The organism is Kitasatospora indigofera (assembly GCF_014655955.1).
Taxonomy (GTDB): Bacteria; Actinomycetota; Actinomycetes; order Streptomycetales; family Streptomycetaceae; genus Kitasatospora; species Kitasatospora indigofera.
The window spans coordinates 1-15746 of record NZ_BNBO01000023.1 but is presented as its reverse complement, the minus strand read 5'-3'; the positions used below and the strand labels follow the sequence as shown (position 1 = coordinate 15746).

Sequence of the window (15746 nt, the reverse complement as noted above, 5' to 3'; positions counted from 1 at the left end):
TGCGACTGGACGGTCCGGCTGACTCGGCCGGGCGGACCGGCCGGACCGGCCGGCTGGGCGGACCGGCTTGCGTCTCCCCTCGATCATGCCGCCGAAACGCGGGTGCACGCAGCGGCGGCGGTCCGTGGTTGGGCCGTCAGGTCCACTCGCGGCGGGCGCCGAGGTTCCCCAGCACGCCGTAGACCAGGGCCGCCAGCCCGTAGTCGAGCACCAGCTGGAGGGTGGTCCCGGCGACCTGGAAGATGCCACGGGACCAGGCGGCCAGCCAGTCGGCGGCCTGCTCGATCCAGTGCACCACCGGGTTGCCGGTGTTCGCGCCGAGCAGGCGCAGCAGGATCCAGACGACCAGCACGGCGACGGCGGCGTTGGCGAGCACTCGTATCACGACGAATAGTCCTCTCATGCCCTGTCGCCTTGCACCGAAAGGGAATTGCAAACGCACCGGGGCGTTCTTCGGTGCCGGCCACCGTCCCCGGCCCCATCCCGGCCACCGTCCCCGGCCCCATCCCGGCCCCGTTCCCGGCGCCCGTCGGCGTCCCCCGGAGCGGCCGCGGACGTCGGCGGAACAGCCGGGCATGACCGGGCCGCGAGCGGGCAGGCGCCGGACAGCCCCCTCCCCTCCCGATCGGAGTGAACCCGGTGACACAGGTAGAGGAATCGATCGAAGTGGCCGTCCCCGTCTCGGAGGCCTACCGCCGCTGGACCCGGTTCGAGGACTTCCCGAGGTTCATGGCGGGCGTCGAGCGGATCGACCGGACGTCCCCCGGGCTGACCCACTGGGTGGTCAGGGTCGGCGGGGCCACCCGGGAGTTCGACGCCAGGATCACCGAGCAGATCCCGGACGAGCGGGTCGCCTGGACCACCGTGTCCGGCGACCTGCACCAGGCGGGCGTGGTCACCTTCCACCGGCTGGAGGACGCCAGGACCAAGGTGATGCTGCAGCTCGCGCACGACCCGCACGGACTGGTCGAGACGGTCGGCGACAAGCTCGGCTTCGTGCACCGCCAGGCCATCGACGGCCTCCAGCACTTCAAGGACTTCGTCGAGTCCCACCGTGCCGGGCCCGACGCCGGGCCGTCCCCGAGCTGACCGCCGGCCCGGGCGCCGGCCCGGCACCCCGGCACGCCCCCGACCCGGCCCCGGACGGCTCCGGCCGACCAGGCCGGGGCCCGTACGGGCGAGGAAGCACCGGCCGGGGCGGCCGGTCAGAGGATCGAGTGGTCGCGGACCCGGCCCGCCAGGGAGGCCTCCGGTCCGGTGGTGGCCCGGTCCAGGTCCTGCTCCGCCGCGAACCGGCCCACCACCGGCAGCACCCGGTAGCGCGCCGGGGCGCCGTAGCCGGGCTGGTCCCGGACCACCAGCCGACGGTCGCAGAGGCGGTCGAGCAGGTCGTCCGCCTGGCGCGGCCCGAGGTCGAGCAGGGCGGCGGCCTGTTCCAGCGTGAAGCCGAAGGCGGGCAGGCCGCCGAGCAGGGCGGTGAACCGCAGGTCGTCCGGACGGGTGCCGTAGTGGCTGCGGGCCAGGCAGGTGCGCAGGTCCAGGTCGCCGACCGAGAGTTCGTCCAGGCAGAGCGGGCCGTCCAGCAGGCCGGCCAGCCGGGCCAGGCTCCAGTGCGGGCGGGTCGCCAGCCGGGTGCCGGCGATCCGGACCGCCAGCGGCAGGAACCCGCAGGCCCGCAGGATCCGGGCGGCGGACTCCGGCTCGGCCGCGACCCGGCGCCGGCCGGCGATCCGCCCGAGCAGCTCGACGCCCTCCTCGGGGCTGAACCCGCCGATCTCCACCAGCTGCGCGCCGGTCAGGCCGGAGAGCCGCGAACAGCTGGTCACCAGGGTGGCGCAGGAGCCGGTGGTGGGCAGCAGGGGGCGGATCTGGGCCTCGTCCAGGGCGTTGTCCAGCAGGACCAGCACCCGCCGGCCGTGCAGTCGTTCGCGGTAGAGCCGGATCCGGTCGGCCACCGGCGCGGGGACGTCCTCGCTCGGCAGGCCGGTCGCCCGCAGCAGGCCGGCCAGCGCGTCGGCAGGGTCGCGCGGGGTGCCGTCGGGGGCGCGGAGGTCCTGGTAGAGCAGGCCGCCGGAGAAGTGGTCGCCGGCCGTCCGGGCCGCGCTGTTGAGCAGGGTCGACTTGCCGGAGCCGCCGGGCCCCGAGACGACCGCGAGAGTCCAGTCGGCGGGTCTCTGGCCCGGTCCGTCCTCCTCCGGGTGCAGGATCTCGCGCAGCCGCGCCGAGGCCTCCCGCCGCCCGACGAAGTCCGCCAGCCCGGGGGGTAACTGACTTGTGCTGCCCCTCAGTTGGATCGCCCTAGGCCGCCCGGCCAGGCCCGGCAGGCCGACCTCGCCGTGGCCCTCGATGACGGCCTGCTGGAGGCGCTGCAGGACGGCCCCGGGCTGCAGCCCGAGCTCCTCGGCCAGCAGCCGGCGGACGGCGTCGAACACCATCAGCGCCTCGACCTGGCGGCCGGTGCGGTAGAGCGCGATCATCTGTTGGGCCCGCAGCCGCTCCCGGTACGGGTGGGCCTCCACCAGCGCGTCCAGGTCGGCCAGCGCCTCGAAGTGCTGGCCCAGGCCGAGCCGGACATCGATCGCCAACTCGGCTACCGCCAGGCGTCGTTCGGCCAGCCGGACGCTCTCCTGCTGGACCAGCGGCGAGCGCTCCATGCCGTCGAAGGGCCGTCCGCGCCAGAGCGCCAGCGCGCGCTGGAAGAGCCGGTCGGCCTGCTCCGGCTCGCCCCGGCGGACGGCGGCCGTGCCCTCGGCGGCGAGCGCCTCGAAGCGGGCCAGGTCGACCTCCTCCGGCGCGGTGGAGAGCAGGTAGCCGCCGGGGCGGCTGAGCACCCGCGGCCCGTCGCCGGGACTGACCAGCGCCTTGCGCAGGTAGTGGACGTTCACCTGGAGGTTCTTCGCGGCCGTCCGTGGCGGGTTCCCCCACCACAGGGCCTCGGTGAGGCGCAGCGTCGACACCGTGGTGTTGGCCCGGCAGAGCAGGGCCGCGAGCAGGAAGCGGAGCTTGCCCGATCCCAGGTCCACGCGAGTCTCACCGACGTGCACTTCGAGCGGTCCGAGCACACTGAACTCCATGTCGATCCCTCCCCGGGCATGGAACGCTCCGTGCGCGCCCCACCCCTGGGCGCGTCAACCGGCCTGTCATCATTGCGGCCTGACGGTATGTCGTCAACGGGACGCACAGCGTGGTACCCGGGCGCCCGCACCGGCGGGAACTCCAGGGGCCGGACGTCCCACCCACCACAACCGGGCCGGCCGCGGGCCACCGCGCGCGGTGCCCGCGCCGCCCCTCAGGGCCGGGCCGCCAGTGCCTCGGTGAGCGCCTGGAGCAGCCGGCGTCCGGCGTCCCGCCGCTCGGCCGGCAGCGCGGTGAACGCCTGGACGAGCGCGACCACCTCGGTCAGCTCGGCGGAGCCCTCGCCGTGCAGCACCTGCCGTGCGCTGCGGGCGCGTTGCACCGTCGCGAGGGCGGCGGCCGCCTGGGCGGCGAACAGGCCGAGCCAGTCCAGGTCGCGCAGCGCGGACTGGCGCCGGACGTCGCGGTCCAGCACCTCCAGCACCCCGAGCACCCGGTCGCCGTGCAGCAGCGGCGCCGCCATCAGGGCGTCCGGCACGTACCGGGTGGACTCGGCGATGTCGCGGTCGAAGACCGGGTTCTGTGCCAGGTCGTCGACGATGACCGGCTCGGCGGACACCAGGACCCAGCCGGCGATGCCCCGGGCGGCCGGGAACCGGTTGCCGACCAGGAAGTCCTCGCCCTCCCCCGAGACGGCCTCGAAGACGAGCTCCTCCGTCCCGGGGTCCAGTCCGATGATCGAGGCGGCGCGGGCGCCGAAGACGCCGCGGGCCGCCTCCACCACGGACTGCAGCAACTCCCGGTGCCCGGTGTCGGAATCGGTGACGGCGAGGGCCGTGGCGAGCGCGTCCTGGGGGTTCATGGGGCTCTCCTGACGTTCGCCGAGGTGAGGTGCAGCAGGCTCTTGACCTGGAAGGGCGTCAGCCCCGGGTGGTTGCCCAGGATCCGGGCGCAGAGGCCGGCCACGTGCGGGGTCGCGAAGCTGTTGCCGGTGCAGCGGCGGGTGCCGCCCTCCAGCCAGGCGACCGGGACTTCGACGCCCCGGGCGAAGAACTCCACCGGGGGCACCGGGTTGTAGAGCAGGTGCAGCGGGTCGGGCAGGTCGTGGCTGCCCACCGAGATCACCGAGGAGAACCGCCAGGGGAAGCTCTCGACCCGCAGGTTGTGCGCGGAGGCGACCAGCAGCGAGCCCGCGAAGTAGGCGGAGTCGGCGAGTTGGTGCAGCCGCAGCACGAAGTCCCGCTTGGTGGTGGACAGGCTCATGTTGATCACGTCGAAGCGCTGCTCCACGGCCCAGCGCAGGCCGGCGAGCAGGGCCTCCCCGGTGCCGGAGAGGCCGGAGCCGAGCACCCGCAGGCTGACCAGCTCGCAGTCCGGGGCCAGCGAGCGGATGATGCCGGCGCAGGCCGTGCCGTGGCCGCAGGTGTCGCCGATCTCGTCCGGCTCCACCACCTGCTGCCCGTCCGGGCCGGTGCGCACGGCGAAGGACCCGTCGAGCCGGCCGACCTGCGGGTGGTCGGGCACCACGCCGCTGTCGACCACGCAGACCCGGACGCCGGCGCCGGTCCCGGTGGCGGTGGCGAGCGGCTGGGGCGGCAGCTCGGGGCTCGGCCAGCGGCTGTCGAGGGTGAGCGGGGCGTCGCCCAGGTCGGTGAGCCGCCAGGTGAGCGGTTCGCCGCCGGGGGACTTCCAGTGCGGGGTGGTCATCGCGGGCCGCCGTCCCGCAGGCGGGCCGCCCGCAGCGCGCCGACCAGGTGGCCCTTGCCGGTGAAGGCCCGCTCGGCCCGGTCGGCCACCGTCCGCGCGTGCTCCTGGTCACCGACCGCCAGCAGCACGACGGCCCGGTTGAGCAGCGCCTGGGCCCGGCCCACCGGGGAGTCGGTGCTCTCGGCGAGGCGCACCGCCTCGGCCGCCAGGCCGGCCGCCCGGTCGTGCTGCCCGCCGGCGGCCGCCAGCCGGGCCCGGACGGCCTGGTGCTCGGCCCGCTGGAGCGGCGAGTCGCCGACCCCGGCCCGGACGGCGTCGGCCAGGCCCTGTGCCTCGGTGTGCCGCCCCTGGTCCAGCAGCAGCGCGGCCAGGGTGTCGGCGGCCGTGGCGTGGGTGTCCGGGTCGCCGGAGGCCAGGGCGAGCGCGCAGGCCCGGCGCAGCCGCTCCTCGGCGGCGCCGGGCGCGCCGGCCAGCGTCTCCACCAGCCCGCCGAAGGTCTGGATCGCCGCCTGCGGCACCGCCACCCCGAGGTCCTCCGCGATCCGTTCGGCCTCGGCCACCAGGGCCCGGGCCTCGGTGAAGTCGCCGCCCATCGCGAGCAGCACCGCCAGCGGGCAGCAGAGCGCCGCCCGGACGGCCCGGCGGCCGGCCGCGTGCCCGGCCAGCAGCTCCCGGCAGCGGGCGACGGCGGCGGGCACCGGCTCGGGGCCGAGCCAGAGGGTGACGGCGAGTCCGCCCAGCGCGGTCGCCTGTTCCAGCACCGCGCCGGCCCGGCCGCCGCTGGCGAGGGCGGCCTCGAAGTGCCCGGCCGCCTCCACGTAGCGTCCGCGGGCCTGCCGGCCGTGCGCCACGTAGAGCCGGGCGCGGGCCTGGCCGAGTTCGTCGGCGGCCGCCGTGAAGACGGGCAGCAGCTCGCGGGCGGTCTCGACCAGGGGTTCCAGGCCGGTCTCGGGGACGGCCAGGTAGGCCAGGTGCAGCCGGGCGTGGGCCGCCGGGCACGGATCGGGCCCCGGCCCGGCCGGGCCGGGGCCGGCGGAGGGAGCGGAGAAGGGAGCGGAGAAGGCGGACGGAGCGGGGACGGCGCCCGCGGACGGTCCGGCGGGGGCGTCCGCCAGCAGTCCGAGCAGCAGGTCGCGGGCCTGTCCGGCCGCCCCGGTGGCGATCAGCGCCTCGGCCAGCCGGAGCCGGGCCGCGCTGCGGTCCGGCGTGCCGGGCTGCGCCAGTTCGGCTGCCTGGGTGAGGAGTTGGGCGGCCCACGAGCACTCGCCGCGGGCCAGCGCCCGCTCCCCCGCCGCCAGCAGGTGCCGGGCCGCGCCCGCGCCGAGCCGGGCCAGGCCCTGCCGGTCGGAGCCGAGGTCCCGGTGGTGGCGGTGGGCCTCCGCGAGGTGACGGCCGACCAGTTCGTGGCGCACCGGCTCGCCCGCGGCCAGCCGGCCGGCGTAGGCCTCGTGCAGGGCCGCCCGCCGGCGCTTGGGCAGGCCCGCGTAGCAGACCTCGCGGACCAGCAGGTGGACGAAGCGGTACCCGGCGGCCCCGGGCCGGCGCCCGGCCGGCTCCACCAGCCGCCGCCGCAGCAGCGCCTGCATGACGGGCGTCAGCCGGTCCCGCTGCTCCGCGGCGCCGGCCGGGACGTCGTCGCCCGGAGCACCGCCCCGCAGGGCGGTGTCCTGGAGGCCGACGTCCCGCAGGCCCGGGACGGTGAACTCGCGTCCGATCACCGAGGCGTGCTCCAGCACCTCCCGCTCGGCCCGCGGCAGGCGGTCGAGCCGGGCCTCCAGCAGCGCCTGGACGGTCGGCGGCAGTTCGTCCGCCGTGCCGCCGTCCGCCAGGACGGCGACCAGCTGCTCGGCGAAGAGCGGGTTGCCCTCGGCCGCCGCCGCGACCCGGCGGACGGTGCCGGCCTCGCTGTGCGCCGTCACCTCGGCGCAGGACTCGACGAGCTCCTCGCAGTCGGCCGGCGACAGCGGGCCCAGCACCAGGGAGGTGGCCGACAGCTTCGCGCCGCCCCAGCCCGGGCGGACGTCCAGCAGGTCGAGCCGGGCCAGGCAGAGCAGCAGCAGCGGGGCGCCGGCCGTCCAGTCCGCCAGGTGGTCGATCAGGTCCAGCAGGGTCGGCTGCGCCCACTGCAGGTCGTCGAAGACCAGGGTGACGGGCCGTAGCTCGCCCACTGCCTGGAGCAGCAGGCCGGTGGCCCAGAAGGTGTCCTCGGTCGCGGCGCCCGTCCCGTCCAGCACGGATCCGAGCAGTGCCACGGCGGCCGGGCCGCCCTCCTGGCCGTCCAGCAGGGCGCGCAGCGCCGCCCGTTCGGCGGCGGGGCCCGCGGGCCCGGCCCCGCCGGCCGGGCCGCCGGGCGGCGTGCCCATCGCCTGCCGCAGCAGCTCCGCCAGGGTCTGCAGGGTGCCGGCGCCGCCGTACGGGTGGCAGCGGCTGACCGCGACCGCGCCGCCGCCCTCGCGCAGCCCGGCGAGGAACTCGGCCACCAGCCGGGACTTGCCCACGCCCGGATCGCCGAGCAGGGTGAACAGGTGGCAGCCGCGCTGGGTGACGGACCGCTCGCGGGCCAGCTCCAGCTGGTGCAGCTCCTCGCGCCGGCCGATCAGCCGGGCACTGCCGGGCCGGGCCGTGGCCTCCGGGTCGGGCTGCACGCCGGTCAGCCGCCAGACCGCCAGCGGCCGGGACTTCCCCTTGACGGTGAGCGGTTCGACCGGCTCCGCGGTGATCCCGGGCGCCGCCACCCGGTGGCTGACCGCGCCCAGCAGGATCCCGCCGTCGGGGGCGTGCTGTTCGAGCCGGGCCGCGACGTTCACGGTGTCGCCGGAGACCATCGCGTGGCCGTCGCCGAACTCCCTGGACCAGAGCACCTCTCCGGTGTTCACCCCGATCCGCAGCCGCAGCCGCACCCGCAAGGCCGGGTCGAGGCCGGCGTTGAGCTCGTCCATCGCCTGCTGCATGTCCCAGGCGGCCCGGACGCCCCGCAGGACGTCGTCCTCACGCACCCGGGGCACCCCGAAGACCGCCATCACGGCGTCGCCGATGAACTTCTCGACGGTGCCGCCGTGGTGTTCCAGGCAGTCGCGCATCAGGGTGTAGTAGCGCAGCATGACCTCACGCAGCGCCTCCGGGTCCAGCCGCTCGGCCAGCGCGGTCGAGCCGGCCAGGTCGGCGAAGACCACGGTGACGGTGCGCCGGGCCCGGACGGGTTGCGCCGCCGCCTCCAGCGGGCGTCCGCAGGCCATGCAGAAGCGCGCGCCCGGCGCGTTCTGCCCGGTGCACGAGGGGCACTCCATGGTCGCCCTCCTGAGGGTCGCGGCCGGACGGCCGCACGCGAGCTGCCGGCGCGCGGCGGGTGCCGGGATGGGGCGGGTACGTCGGGGGACGGACGGTGCGGGAACGGAAATCGGGACGGAGATCGGGGACGGAGATCGGCGGGACGGGGCCCGGGGGGACGGGGCCCGGGGGCGGGAGCCGGGCCGGGCCGCCGCTGCCGGCGGGCACGGCCCTCAGAAGAAGAGCCCGCCCACCATCAGGTGCGCCTGCACCTCCGGGCCGGCCTCCGCCAGCCGTAGTCCGACGCCGGCGAGCACCGCGACCTCGTCGGCCGACAGGGCGGCCAGCACCGCGCGCTGGCCGTCGGTCAGCTCGTCGATCGGGAAGCCCGACGCGGCCAGCACGTCGAGCGGGGCAGCAGGGGTGTCGGGGCTGTCGGGGGCGTCGGGGATGCCGGGGGCTTCGCGGGCGTCGTCCATGGTCGGCCCGTTCCTTTCTCGATCCGGGGGTGCCGTACCGGCGCGGACCACGGGCCCGCGCCGGTACGACCGCTTGCCGACGGGACGGTTACCAGACCACTCCGCCGGTGGTGTTGGAGTCCTGGCTGTGGGCGGCGACGTCGCCGTCCAGGCGCGACTTGATCGAGTTGATGACCTCGACCTCCTCCGGGGACAGGTGGGCGATCACCGCCAGCTGCTCCTCGCTCGCCCCCTCGAAGCTGTGGCCGCTCGCGGCGAGAGCCGCAATCGAGTCGAATGCCATGTCCGTTCTCCTTCTCGTGAAGTACGTGACGTCGTCACAGGTTCGGCATGTCCTACGGTTGTCCGTGGCGCACCGGGAGCGACCGGGGCCGGACGGTGGTGCGGCAGACCCCCTGCCGCACCACCACCCCGGCGCCGCGGCCACCGGCGGTCACTACCAGACGAGGCCGCCGACGGTGTCGCTCGGCGGCGCCACCGAGTGGGCCGCGACCTCGCCGTCCAGGCGCGACTTGATCGAGTTGATGACCTCGACCTCCTCCGGGGACAGGTTGGCGATCACCGCCAGCTGCTCCTCGCTCGCCCCCTCGAAGCTGTGGCCGTTCGCCGCCAGGGCCTCGACCGACTCGTTCGCCATGTCTACCTTCTTCCGTGATCCGTGCTGACGCCCCGGCCCGACCGGTCGGTCCGGCCTCGCGTCGTCTGCGGAGCCCGCCAGCGCGGGCCTTTCGGGGGTGCCGGCCGGGTCTCGGCCGGTCTCGGGCGGCGCCGTGCGCTCGGCGGCGGCGCCGGCCGCTTCAGGGGGACCGTCAGGTCCGGGTGCGTCGGCGGGTCCGGACGCGTCTCCCGCTCCGGGGGCGCCGGCCGTCTCCGGGGCGCCGGCGGCGCCCTCCACGGGGGCCTGCCCGGCACCGTCCGCGGCGCCGCCGCCGGGGCCGTCCGCCGGATCGTCCGCGGGCCCGTCCACGTCGGCCGGCCGCAGCCGGAGGAACACCCCGCCGAGCACGGCCAGCCCGGTGCCGGCCCCGGCCAGCACCCAGCCCAGGCCGATCCAGACCGCCAGCGCGGCCCCGACCAGCGGCGCCGAGATCTGCAGCACCGTGGGCACGATGTTCACCACCGTGCTGACCCGCCCCATCAGCTCCTGCGGCGTGGCCCGTTGGACGAGGTAGAGGAAGACCACCAGGATCCCGGTCGAGCAGAGCCCGATCCCGACCGCCACCGGCAGCCAGAGCGGCGGGGCCATCCGGAACCCGGTCAGCACCGCGGCGCCGATCAGGGCGATCAGGACGCCGGTGGCCGCCTGCGAGGTGGCCAGCAGGGTGAAGGCGTTCCAGCGCTGCCCCCACTGGCCGACCAGGACCGTCCCGGCGACGGCGCCGGCGGCGACCGCCGCGATGGCCGGCCCGTACAGGGACTGGGAGATCCCGAGCTGCACCAGGACCAGCGGTGAGAGGGTGTCGAAGGCCAGGACCAGGAAGATGGTGGCGGAGAGGCTGCCGATCGCGATCAGCAGCACCCGGTTGCCGAGCACGAAGGCGATGCCCTCGCGCAGTTCGTGGCGGAAGCCCGTCCGGCCCGCCGGTCCGGACCCGGCGTCGGCGTCCGGGTCGCCGGTGACGTCCCCGGCGGCCGCTTCGGCGCGGCGCGGCGGGCGGGCCGGCAGCCGGAGCCGGGACAGGATCAGGGCCGAGAGCAGGAAGGTCGCGGCGTCCACCACGAAGGCACCCTGCGGGCTGGTCACCGCGAGCAGCACGCCGCCCAGGGCCGGCCCGGCGATCTTGCAGACCTGGGTGACGAAACCGCTGAGCGAATTGGCCGCCAGCAGCGCGGACTTCGGCACCACCAGGGTGACGGTCGACTGCTGGGCCGGCACGAACAGCGTGCTGACCGCCACCTTGGCGACCACCAGCACCACCAGCACCGGGAGGTTCGGCGCCAGCAGGTACCCGAGCACCAGGGCGGCCCTGGCCAGGTCGCAGCCGATCATCACCTGCTTCTGCGGCAGCCGGTCGGCCCACACCCCGGCGAAGGGCGCCACCAGCATCCACGGGACGGCGGCCGCCGCCGAGACCACGGCCAGACCGCCCGCGCCGGCCTCCCACTGGTAGGCCACCAGGGAGATCAGCGCGACGAAGTCGATCCAGTCGCCGAAGCTGGAGAGCAGCTGGCCGCCGAAGAGCAGCCGGTACTGACGGTGGTTCAGCGCGGACAGGAATCCGGATCGGGGCATCGCGGCCGCCTCCCGGTCAGACCGGCCGGGCGGCGGGGCCGGGGCCGGCGACGGGCGCGGGCGGGGCCTCGGGCGCGGTGGCGAGCAGTTCCTCGAAGAGGACGGTGGTGGCCTGCAGGGTGTGCAGCGCGCTCACCCCGATGGCCGTGTGGTGCTCCGGGCCGAGCGGCAACTCGTCCAGGAAGCGCAGGAGTTCGTCGCGGTGCCGGACGTCGAGGGTGGCGTGCCGGTGCAGTGTCCGGAACCCCTCGGCGGGGTAGCCGGTGCGCTCCCGCAGGTAGGCCGTGAGCTGTGGCGAGGGCGGGTAGCCCTCCAGCACGGCGATGTGGCCGAGCAGGCAGACCGGGTGGTGGTGGCGGATCCAGTAGTACTGCGCGCCGACCAGGTTGGCCACGGCCGTGCCGGGCATCGCGCTCAGCAGGGTGTCCGGGTCCTGGCCGATCGCGGCGAGGTCCTCCCGGACCCAGTCGTCGTGGCCGCGTTCCTCGCGCCGGTGCTTGGTCAGGTAGCCGACCAGGCCGGCCGCCACCGGGTCGGTGGGCGCGAGCGCCTCGGAGCGTTCGAGGGCCAGGTCCATCAGCGGCACGGTGGCGCGGATGGCGGTGTGCAGCAGGCGCAGGTAGCGCGGGTACAGCTCGGCCACCGACGGGGAGGTCCACAGTCGCGAGGTGAGGGCGGAGAAGCCGGGCATCAGCAGCCCGATCTTCGCCCGGACCAGTTCGCTGTTGCGGCGGGAGCCGCCGGACGGCCCAACCGCGGTGGCCGGCCGCGCGGGCGGCGTGACGGCGCTCGGCGTGACGGCGCTCGGCGTGACGGTGCTCATCGGTGTGCTCCCCTTCCCACCAGGTCGATCGCGCTCAGCAGCAGGTCGTCCTGCTCGGGGACGACCCGCCGGGTCATCGCCCAGCAGAGTCCGCAGATGTCGGCGAACTCGCGGTCCGCCAGGTCCGTGAAGCGCGGGTGCGCGGTCAGCGCCCCGCCGCCGGCCGTGCCCATCGCGCGGTACAGCGGGTTCTGCTGGAACTCCTCCACGGCGTGGCCGACCTCCTCGCCGCTGGTGCAGTCCCGCCGCAGCGCGGCCGGCCCGCCGCCCATCAGCACGGACTCGTTGCAGCAGGCGGTGACCCGGCCGTCGTAGCGGATCACCGGTGAGATCACCAGTTCGCAGGCGCCGAGCGTCCGCCCGGGCACCCGCTGGGGGCGCTCGAAGATCGCCGCGCCGCGTCCGTGCGGGAGCCCCTGGGTGGCGACCAGCTCGGCGTACTGCGCCCAGCCGGCGCCGAAGGCCTGGACGAGCAGTTCCTCGGCCCGTCCCAGCGCGTCGCCCTGGTCGACCACCTGGACGACGATCGGCAGGTCGTGGCCGGCGATCGCGCGGGCCGCGCCGGTGAAGCGCTCGGGGCCGGTGCCGGCCTCGTGGTAGGCGTCGGTGCTGAGGTAGACGCAGCGGCAGCGCGCCAGCACCTCGTGGATCCAGCGCGGCGGGTCGGCGGCCCGGCCCCAGACCCCGCTGGTGTAGACGACCAGGTCCTTGCCGGCCTCGGTGATCCGCCGGGCGGCGTAGCTGAGGCCCCGCCGCTCGACGAAGGGCTCGCCGCCGGAGACACCGATCATGGTGCGCACCGGGTCGGCGCTGAGCCGGTCGACGATCTGCTCGAAGAGGTCGAAGTCGGTGATCCGGGGGCTGTCCGGCCGGGAGTCCACCGAGCAGTGGCCGCAGCCGACCGGGCAGCGGTCGGTGATGAAGAGCAGGGCGGTGGCGCCGCGGGTCTGCCGGATGCGGTTGATCTCCGCGTGGGTCAGCCGGTCCATGCGAGGTCCTGCCGGGAGGCGTCGCGGTGTCCGGCCGCGGCCGGCTGCGGGGTGTCCCCGAGCGTGATCAGGTCGGCGTAGCCCGGGACCCCGAAGCGGCGCGCGAAGCCCAGCGGGCCGGCGTCCACCGAGACCTTCTCCACCGCGTCCCGGACGGCGATGGTGGACGGCAGCAGGGTCAGCGCCTGCACCCCCTCCTTCACACCCGGTGTGGTGGAGAGCTTCCAGCAGGTCTGGCAGTAGCCGTCGCAGCTCTCCTGCCCGCCGAAGCGCTCGGCGAGGTACTCCGGGCCGTAGGTGCGGATCGCCCCGACCATCGGGGACTCCAGCGCCTTGCGCTTGACGGTGTCCCAGTCGTCCCGGGCGATGTGGCCGAGGAACAGGTGGGCGGGCAGCGGCACCTTGCCGTCCATCACGTCCTGGTTGCCGCAGGAGGTCACCTGGCCGTTGAAGCCGATGACCGGCCAGCAGGCCAGGGTGCAGGGCGCGGCGGTGGCGGGGTAGGCGGCCTGCGGGTGGGTGGCCATCCACTCCCGGGCGCGGCCCACCGGCGAGAGCGGCACCACCAGCATCGGCACCCGCTCGCCGAACTCCCGGCGGACGGCGGCGGTGATGTCGGCCAGGTACGGGTCGTCCGGCCCCTCTCCCGTGATCTGCAGGCTGACGTCCTTGCCGGCGTCCAGCAGCTCGTGCAGGACCCGGAAGACCGCCGCCCTCGGGACCTCCTCCTCGTGGAACCGGTCGGTGCTCGCGGAGAAGTGGTCGACCGCCTCGATGGCGGCCCGGACCGGCTTGGGGATCCGGGGCTTCTGCGCGAAGTACAGCCCGGACAGGACGTAGCTGCGTGAGCCGACGGCCCGCGCCCGGTCCGCGATGTCGCGCACCAGCCCCGGGCGCAGCAGGGCCTCGCCGCCGGACATCAGGGTGAGCTCGGGCCGGTTCTCCGGGGTGAAGGTCTCCGCGAAGCGCAGGAACATCTTGGCCGGGAACTGCTCACTGTCCATCAGGGACTCGGTGGAGCAGTGGCGGCAGTGCAGCGGGCACCTCCGGGTGAGACCGAAGTACACCGCGGCGGCCGGGACCGGCCTGAACCTCAGGATGTCCTGCAGATGCACGCGAATCGCTCCCTTCGAGGCGCAGCCGGGCCGGCTACAGACCGATCCTCTTCCCTCCTGGTTCGCCTCCGGTTTGAAAGGGGTTTGAGAACGGCTACGGCGGCCGCCGCACCAGGCCCGCAGCGCCGGCGGGCCCGGCCGGGCGGGTGCGCGGGCCGGGCCGGGCGGGTGCGCGGGCCGGGCCGGTCCGGCGGGCGCCGGCACGGCCGGGGCCGCGGCGGCCCAAACCCGGACGGCGGGATTCGGCTCCGGGCGGCGCAACGGGCCTGCGCCGACCGGGCGACCCTTCGACGGCGGCTGCCGGGATCGGCGGCGCGGCTGTGCCTAGTCTCCGGGACAGGGAACGCCGGCCTCCCCGGCCGGCAGCAGGGACGGCCCCGCCGGGGCCGCTGCCCGTCGAGAGGACCTCATGCGAGAAGAGAACCGCGAGCCCGGCCGCCGGAGCCTGATCCGCGGGCTGGTCGGCGGCGGCACCGTCGCCGCGCTGACCGGCTCGACGGCGCTGCTGCCGCCACCGGTCGCCCGGGCGGACTCGTCGCCCGCCCCAGGCGGTGACCCCTTCGCGCTCCCGAGATTCGAACCCAACGGCCGGGTCAGGGAGTTCTGGGTCCAGGCCGAGTCCTTCCAGCACAACGCGGTGCCCAACGGCACGGACGCCATGATGGGCCGGCCCTTCACCCCCGAGCAGACCACCTTCTGGGCGCTGGGCTACCGCGCCTACACCCCCGACTGGGGGAGCCCGCTCGACCCGGACCTCGGGCCGAACGGCATCGGGGCCAACTCCGGCATCCCCGGCCCGGTGCTGCGCGCCGAGGCCGGCGACGTGATCCGGGTGCACTTCCGGAACAACGACGAGCACTACCGCTGGCCGCACAGCATGCACCCGCACGGCGTGGTGTACGACCGGGACAACGACGGCGGCTGGCTGGCCGACGACGAGAAGCGGGCCGGCAGCGCCGTGCCCTACGGCGAGAGCTTCACGTACACCTGGTACTGCCACCCGAGTTCGGTCGGCACCTGGCCGTACCACGACCATTCGCTGCCGCAGACCCCGCCGGGGGCGGACCCCTCACCCGGGGCCTCGGCCGACACCCGGCACGGGGCGCGGGGGTCCCGCTCGCAGCCGGGCCGGAGCGGTCCTGAGCAGGACGGCGGCGCGGTCCACGGCGGAGCCGCCGGGAACGGGGACACCGCCGGACACACGGACGCCGCCGGGAACGGGGTGGTCGCCGGCAACCAGGACCGGCCGCGGCACCCGGGCGGCGGGCACGACGGGGACCACGACGGCACCCAGCACCCCGGGCACGAGGGCGGCCAGGACGACGGCCAGGACGGCAGCCAACCGGCGGGCGGGAGCCAGGACGGCGGGACCGACGACGCCCAGCCCCCGGGGCACGGCGGCCAGGACGACGGCCACGGCACCGGGCAGGACGACGGGACGGCCGGGGGCCAGGACGCCGGCCACGGCAGCATGGTGATGGAGATCGGCGCCGAACTCGGCCTGTTCGGCATCCTGGTGGTGACCGACCAGCAGACGCCGGCGGTGGACCGGGAGTTCGTGATCTTCCTGCACGACCTGAACCGCCGCTCGGCCCGCTCGCTCGGCCAGGGCCTCAACATGTTCAACGGCCGGGCGTTCGTGGACAACACCCCCACCTGCACGGCGAAGGTCGGCGACCGGGTGCGCTGGCGGATCGCCTGCCTGGGCGAGGAGTTCCACGTCTTCCACATCCACGGGCACCGCTGGCGCAGCCGGCAGGGCTACCAGGGCTGGGTGGACTCGCAGATCATCGGGCCCTCCACCACCCTGACCATCGAGTACACCGAGGACAACCCGGGCGACTGGATCTACCACTGCCACGTCACCCACCACATGACCGGCGGCATGGTCGGCCGCTACCTCGTGACGCCCTAGGCCGGGCACGCGCCTGCTCCCGGCCGCGCGCGACGGCCGGGAGCAGGGCTGGAACAGGACGGCCCGGGAGGGGCCGGGTGAGCTGTCGGGTCAGCCGGTGGCGGGGACGGTGTCGGTGAAGGTGGTGCCGGCGGTGCGGTAGC

At 75.6% G+C, this 15746-nt stretch carries 13 protein-coding genes; 2 read left to right on the top strand and 11 right to left on the bottom strand.

The genetic code is table 11. The features are described 5' to 3' along the window. Positions 1-136 precede the first annotated feature (136 nt). The gene (locus IE329_RS20245; RefSeq protein ID WP_190212356.1) at positions 137-403 is read right to left on the bottom strand and encodes a hypothetical protein; all 267 of its coding nucleotides are present in this window, start codon (positions 401-403) and stop codon (positions 137-139) included. A 236-nt stretch (positions 404-639) separates the two neighbouring features. On the opposite strand from IE329_RS20245, the gene IE329_RS20240 reads away from it, so the two are divergent. Next, positions 640-1089, top strand: coding sequence for an SRPBCC family protein (locus IE329_RS20240; protein WP_190212355.1), 450 nt, complete (start codon positions 640-642; stop codon positions 1087-1089). Positions 1090-1205: 116 nt separating this feature from the next. On the opposite strand, the gene IE329_RS20235 is transcribed toward IE329_RS20240, so the two are convergent. The 10 genes from IE329_RS20235 to IE329_RS20190 all read right to left on the bottom strand — a co-directional run bounded on the left by IE329_RS20235 (position 1206) and on the right by IE329_RS20190 (position 13688). Beyond that, positions 1206-3074, bottom strand: a complete 1869-nt coding sequence (locus IE329_RS20235) for an AfsR/SARP family transcriptional regulator (protein ID WP_190212354.1) — start codon at positions 3072-3074, stop codon at positions 1206-1208. A 215-nt stretch (positions 3075-3289) separates the two neighbouring features. Beyond that, a complete protein-coding gene (locus IE329_RS20230; protein WP_190212353.1) occupies positions 3290-3937 on the bottom strand; it encodes a GAF domain-containing protein in 648 nt (215 codons plus the stop codon). Next, on the bottom strand, positions 3934-4782 hold the full coding sequence (locus tag IE329_RS20225; RefSeq protein WP_190212352.1) for a S8 family peptidase: 849 nt from the start codon (positions 4780-4782) through the stop codon (positions 3934-3936). The genes IE329_RS20230 and IE329_RS20225 overlap by 4 nt, the downstream gene beginning before the upstream one ends. Beyond that, positions 4779-8069, bottom strand: coding sequence for an adenylate/guanylate cyclase domain-containing protein (locus IE329_RS20220; protein WP_190212351.1), 3291 nt, complete (start codon positions 8067-8069; stop codon positions 4779-4781). The genes IE329_RS20225 and IE329_RS20220 overlap by 4 nt, the downstream gene beginning before the upstream one ends. Positions 8070-8282: 213 nt before the next feature. After that, complete coding sequence (locus IE329_RS20215) at positions 8283-8528, bottom strand: aroma-sacti cluster domain-containing protein (RefSeq protein ID WP_190212448.1); 246 nt, start codon at positions 8526-8528, stop codon at positions 8283-8285. 88 nt (positions 8529-8616) lie between these two features. Beyond that, positions 8617-8811, bottom strand: a complete 195-nt coding sequence (locus tag IE329_RS20210; RefSeq protein ID WP_073921629.1) for an aroma-sacti cluster domain-containing protein — start codon at positions 8809-8811, stop codon at positions 8617-8619. A gap of 153 nt (positions 8812-8964) precedes the next feature. Further along, positions 8965-10761, bottom strand: coding sequence for an MFS transporter (locus IE329_RS20205; RefSeq protein WP_190212350.1), 1797 nt, complete (start codon positions 10759-10761; stop codon positions 8965-8967). Between the two features lie 16 nt (positions 10762-10777). Further along, positions 10778-11584 carry an iron-containing redox enzyme family protein gene (locus IE329_RS20200; protein ID WP_190212349.1) on the bottom strand — a complete coding sequence of 269 codons (807 nt, stop codon included), beginning with the start codon at positions 11582-11584 and terminating at the stop codon, positions 10778-10780. Further along, positions 11581-12573 carry a radical SAM protein gene (locus IE329_RS20195; protein WP_190212348.1) on the bottom strand — a complete coding sequence of 331 codons (993 nt, stop codon included), beginning with the start codon at positions 12571-12573 and terminating at the stop codon, positions 11581-11583. Before IE329_RS20195 ends, IE329_RS20200 begins: the two co-directional genes overlap by 4 nt. Next, positions 12561-13688: a radical SAM protein gene (locus IE329_RS20190; RefSeq protein ID WP_190212347.1), complete on the bottom strand. Its 1128-nt coding sequence runs from the start codon at positions 13686-13688 to the stop codon at positions 12561-12563. Before IE329_RS20190 ends, IE329_RS20195 begins: the two co-directional genes overlap by 13 nt. A 409-nt stretch (positions 13689-14097) precedes the next feature. On the opposite strand from IE329_RS20190, the gene IE329_RS20185 reads away from it, so the two are divergent. Beyond that, a complete protein-coding gene (locus IE329_RS20185; RefSeq protein ID WP_190212346.1) occupies positions 14098-15603 on the top strand; it encodes a multicopper oxidase domain-containing protein in 1506 nt (501 codons plus the stop codon). Positions 15604-15746: the final 143 nt, after the last annotated feature.

Excerpts from the sequence above, each read along its gene's own strand:
- IE329_RS20245 (WP_190212356.1), bottom strand. The coding sequence starts at position 403 with ATGAGAGGACTATTCGTCGTGATACGAGTGCTCGCCAACGCCGCCGTC.
- IE329_RS20235 (WP_190212354.1), bottom strand. The coding sequence starts at position 3,074 with ATGGAGTTCAGTGTGCTCGGACCGCTCGAAGTGCACGTCGGTGAGACT.
- IE329_RS20230 (WP_190212353.1), bottom strand. The coding sequence starts at position 3,937 with ATGAACCCCCAGGACGCGCTCGCCACGGCCCTCGCCGTCACCGATTCC.
- IE329_RS20225 (WP_190212352.1), bottom strand. The coding sequence starts at position 4,782 with ATGACCACCCCGCACTGGAAGTCCCCCGGCGGCGAACCGCTCACCTGG.
- IE329_RS20220 (WP_190212351.1), bottom strand. The coding sequence starts at position 8,069 with ATGGAGTGCCCCTCGTGCACCGGGCAGAACGCGCCGGGCGCGCGCTTC.
- IE329_RS20215 (WP_190212448.1), bottom strand. The coding sequence starts at position 8,528 with ATGGACGACGCCCGCGAAGCCCCCGGCATCCCCGACGCCCCCGACAGC.
- IE329_RS20210 (WP_073921629.1), bottom strand. The coding sequence starts at position 8,811 with ATGGCATTCGACTCGATTGCGGCTCTCGCCGCGAGCGGCCACAGCTTC.
- IE329_RS20205 (WP_190212350.1), bottom strand. The coding sequence starts at position 10,761 with ATGCCCCGATCCGGATTCCTGTCCGCGCTGAACCACCGTCAGTACCGG.
- IE329_RS20200 (WP_190212349.1), bottom strand. The coding sequence starts at position 11,584 with ATGAGCACCGTCACGCCGAGCGCCGTCACGCCGAGCGCCGTCACGCCG.
- IE329_RS20195 (WP_190212348.1), bottom strand. The coding sequence starts at position 12,573 with ATGGACCGGCTGACCCACGCGGAGATCAACCGCATCCGGCAGACCCGC.
- IE329_RS20185 (WP_190212346.1), top strand. The coding sequence starts at position 14,098 with ATGCGAGAAGAGAACCGCGAGCCCGGCCGCCGGAGCCTGATCCGCGGG.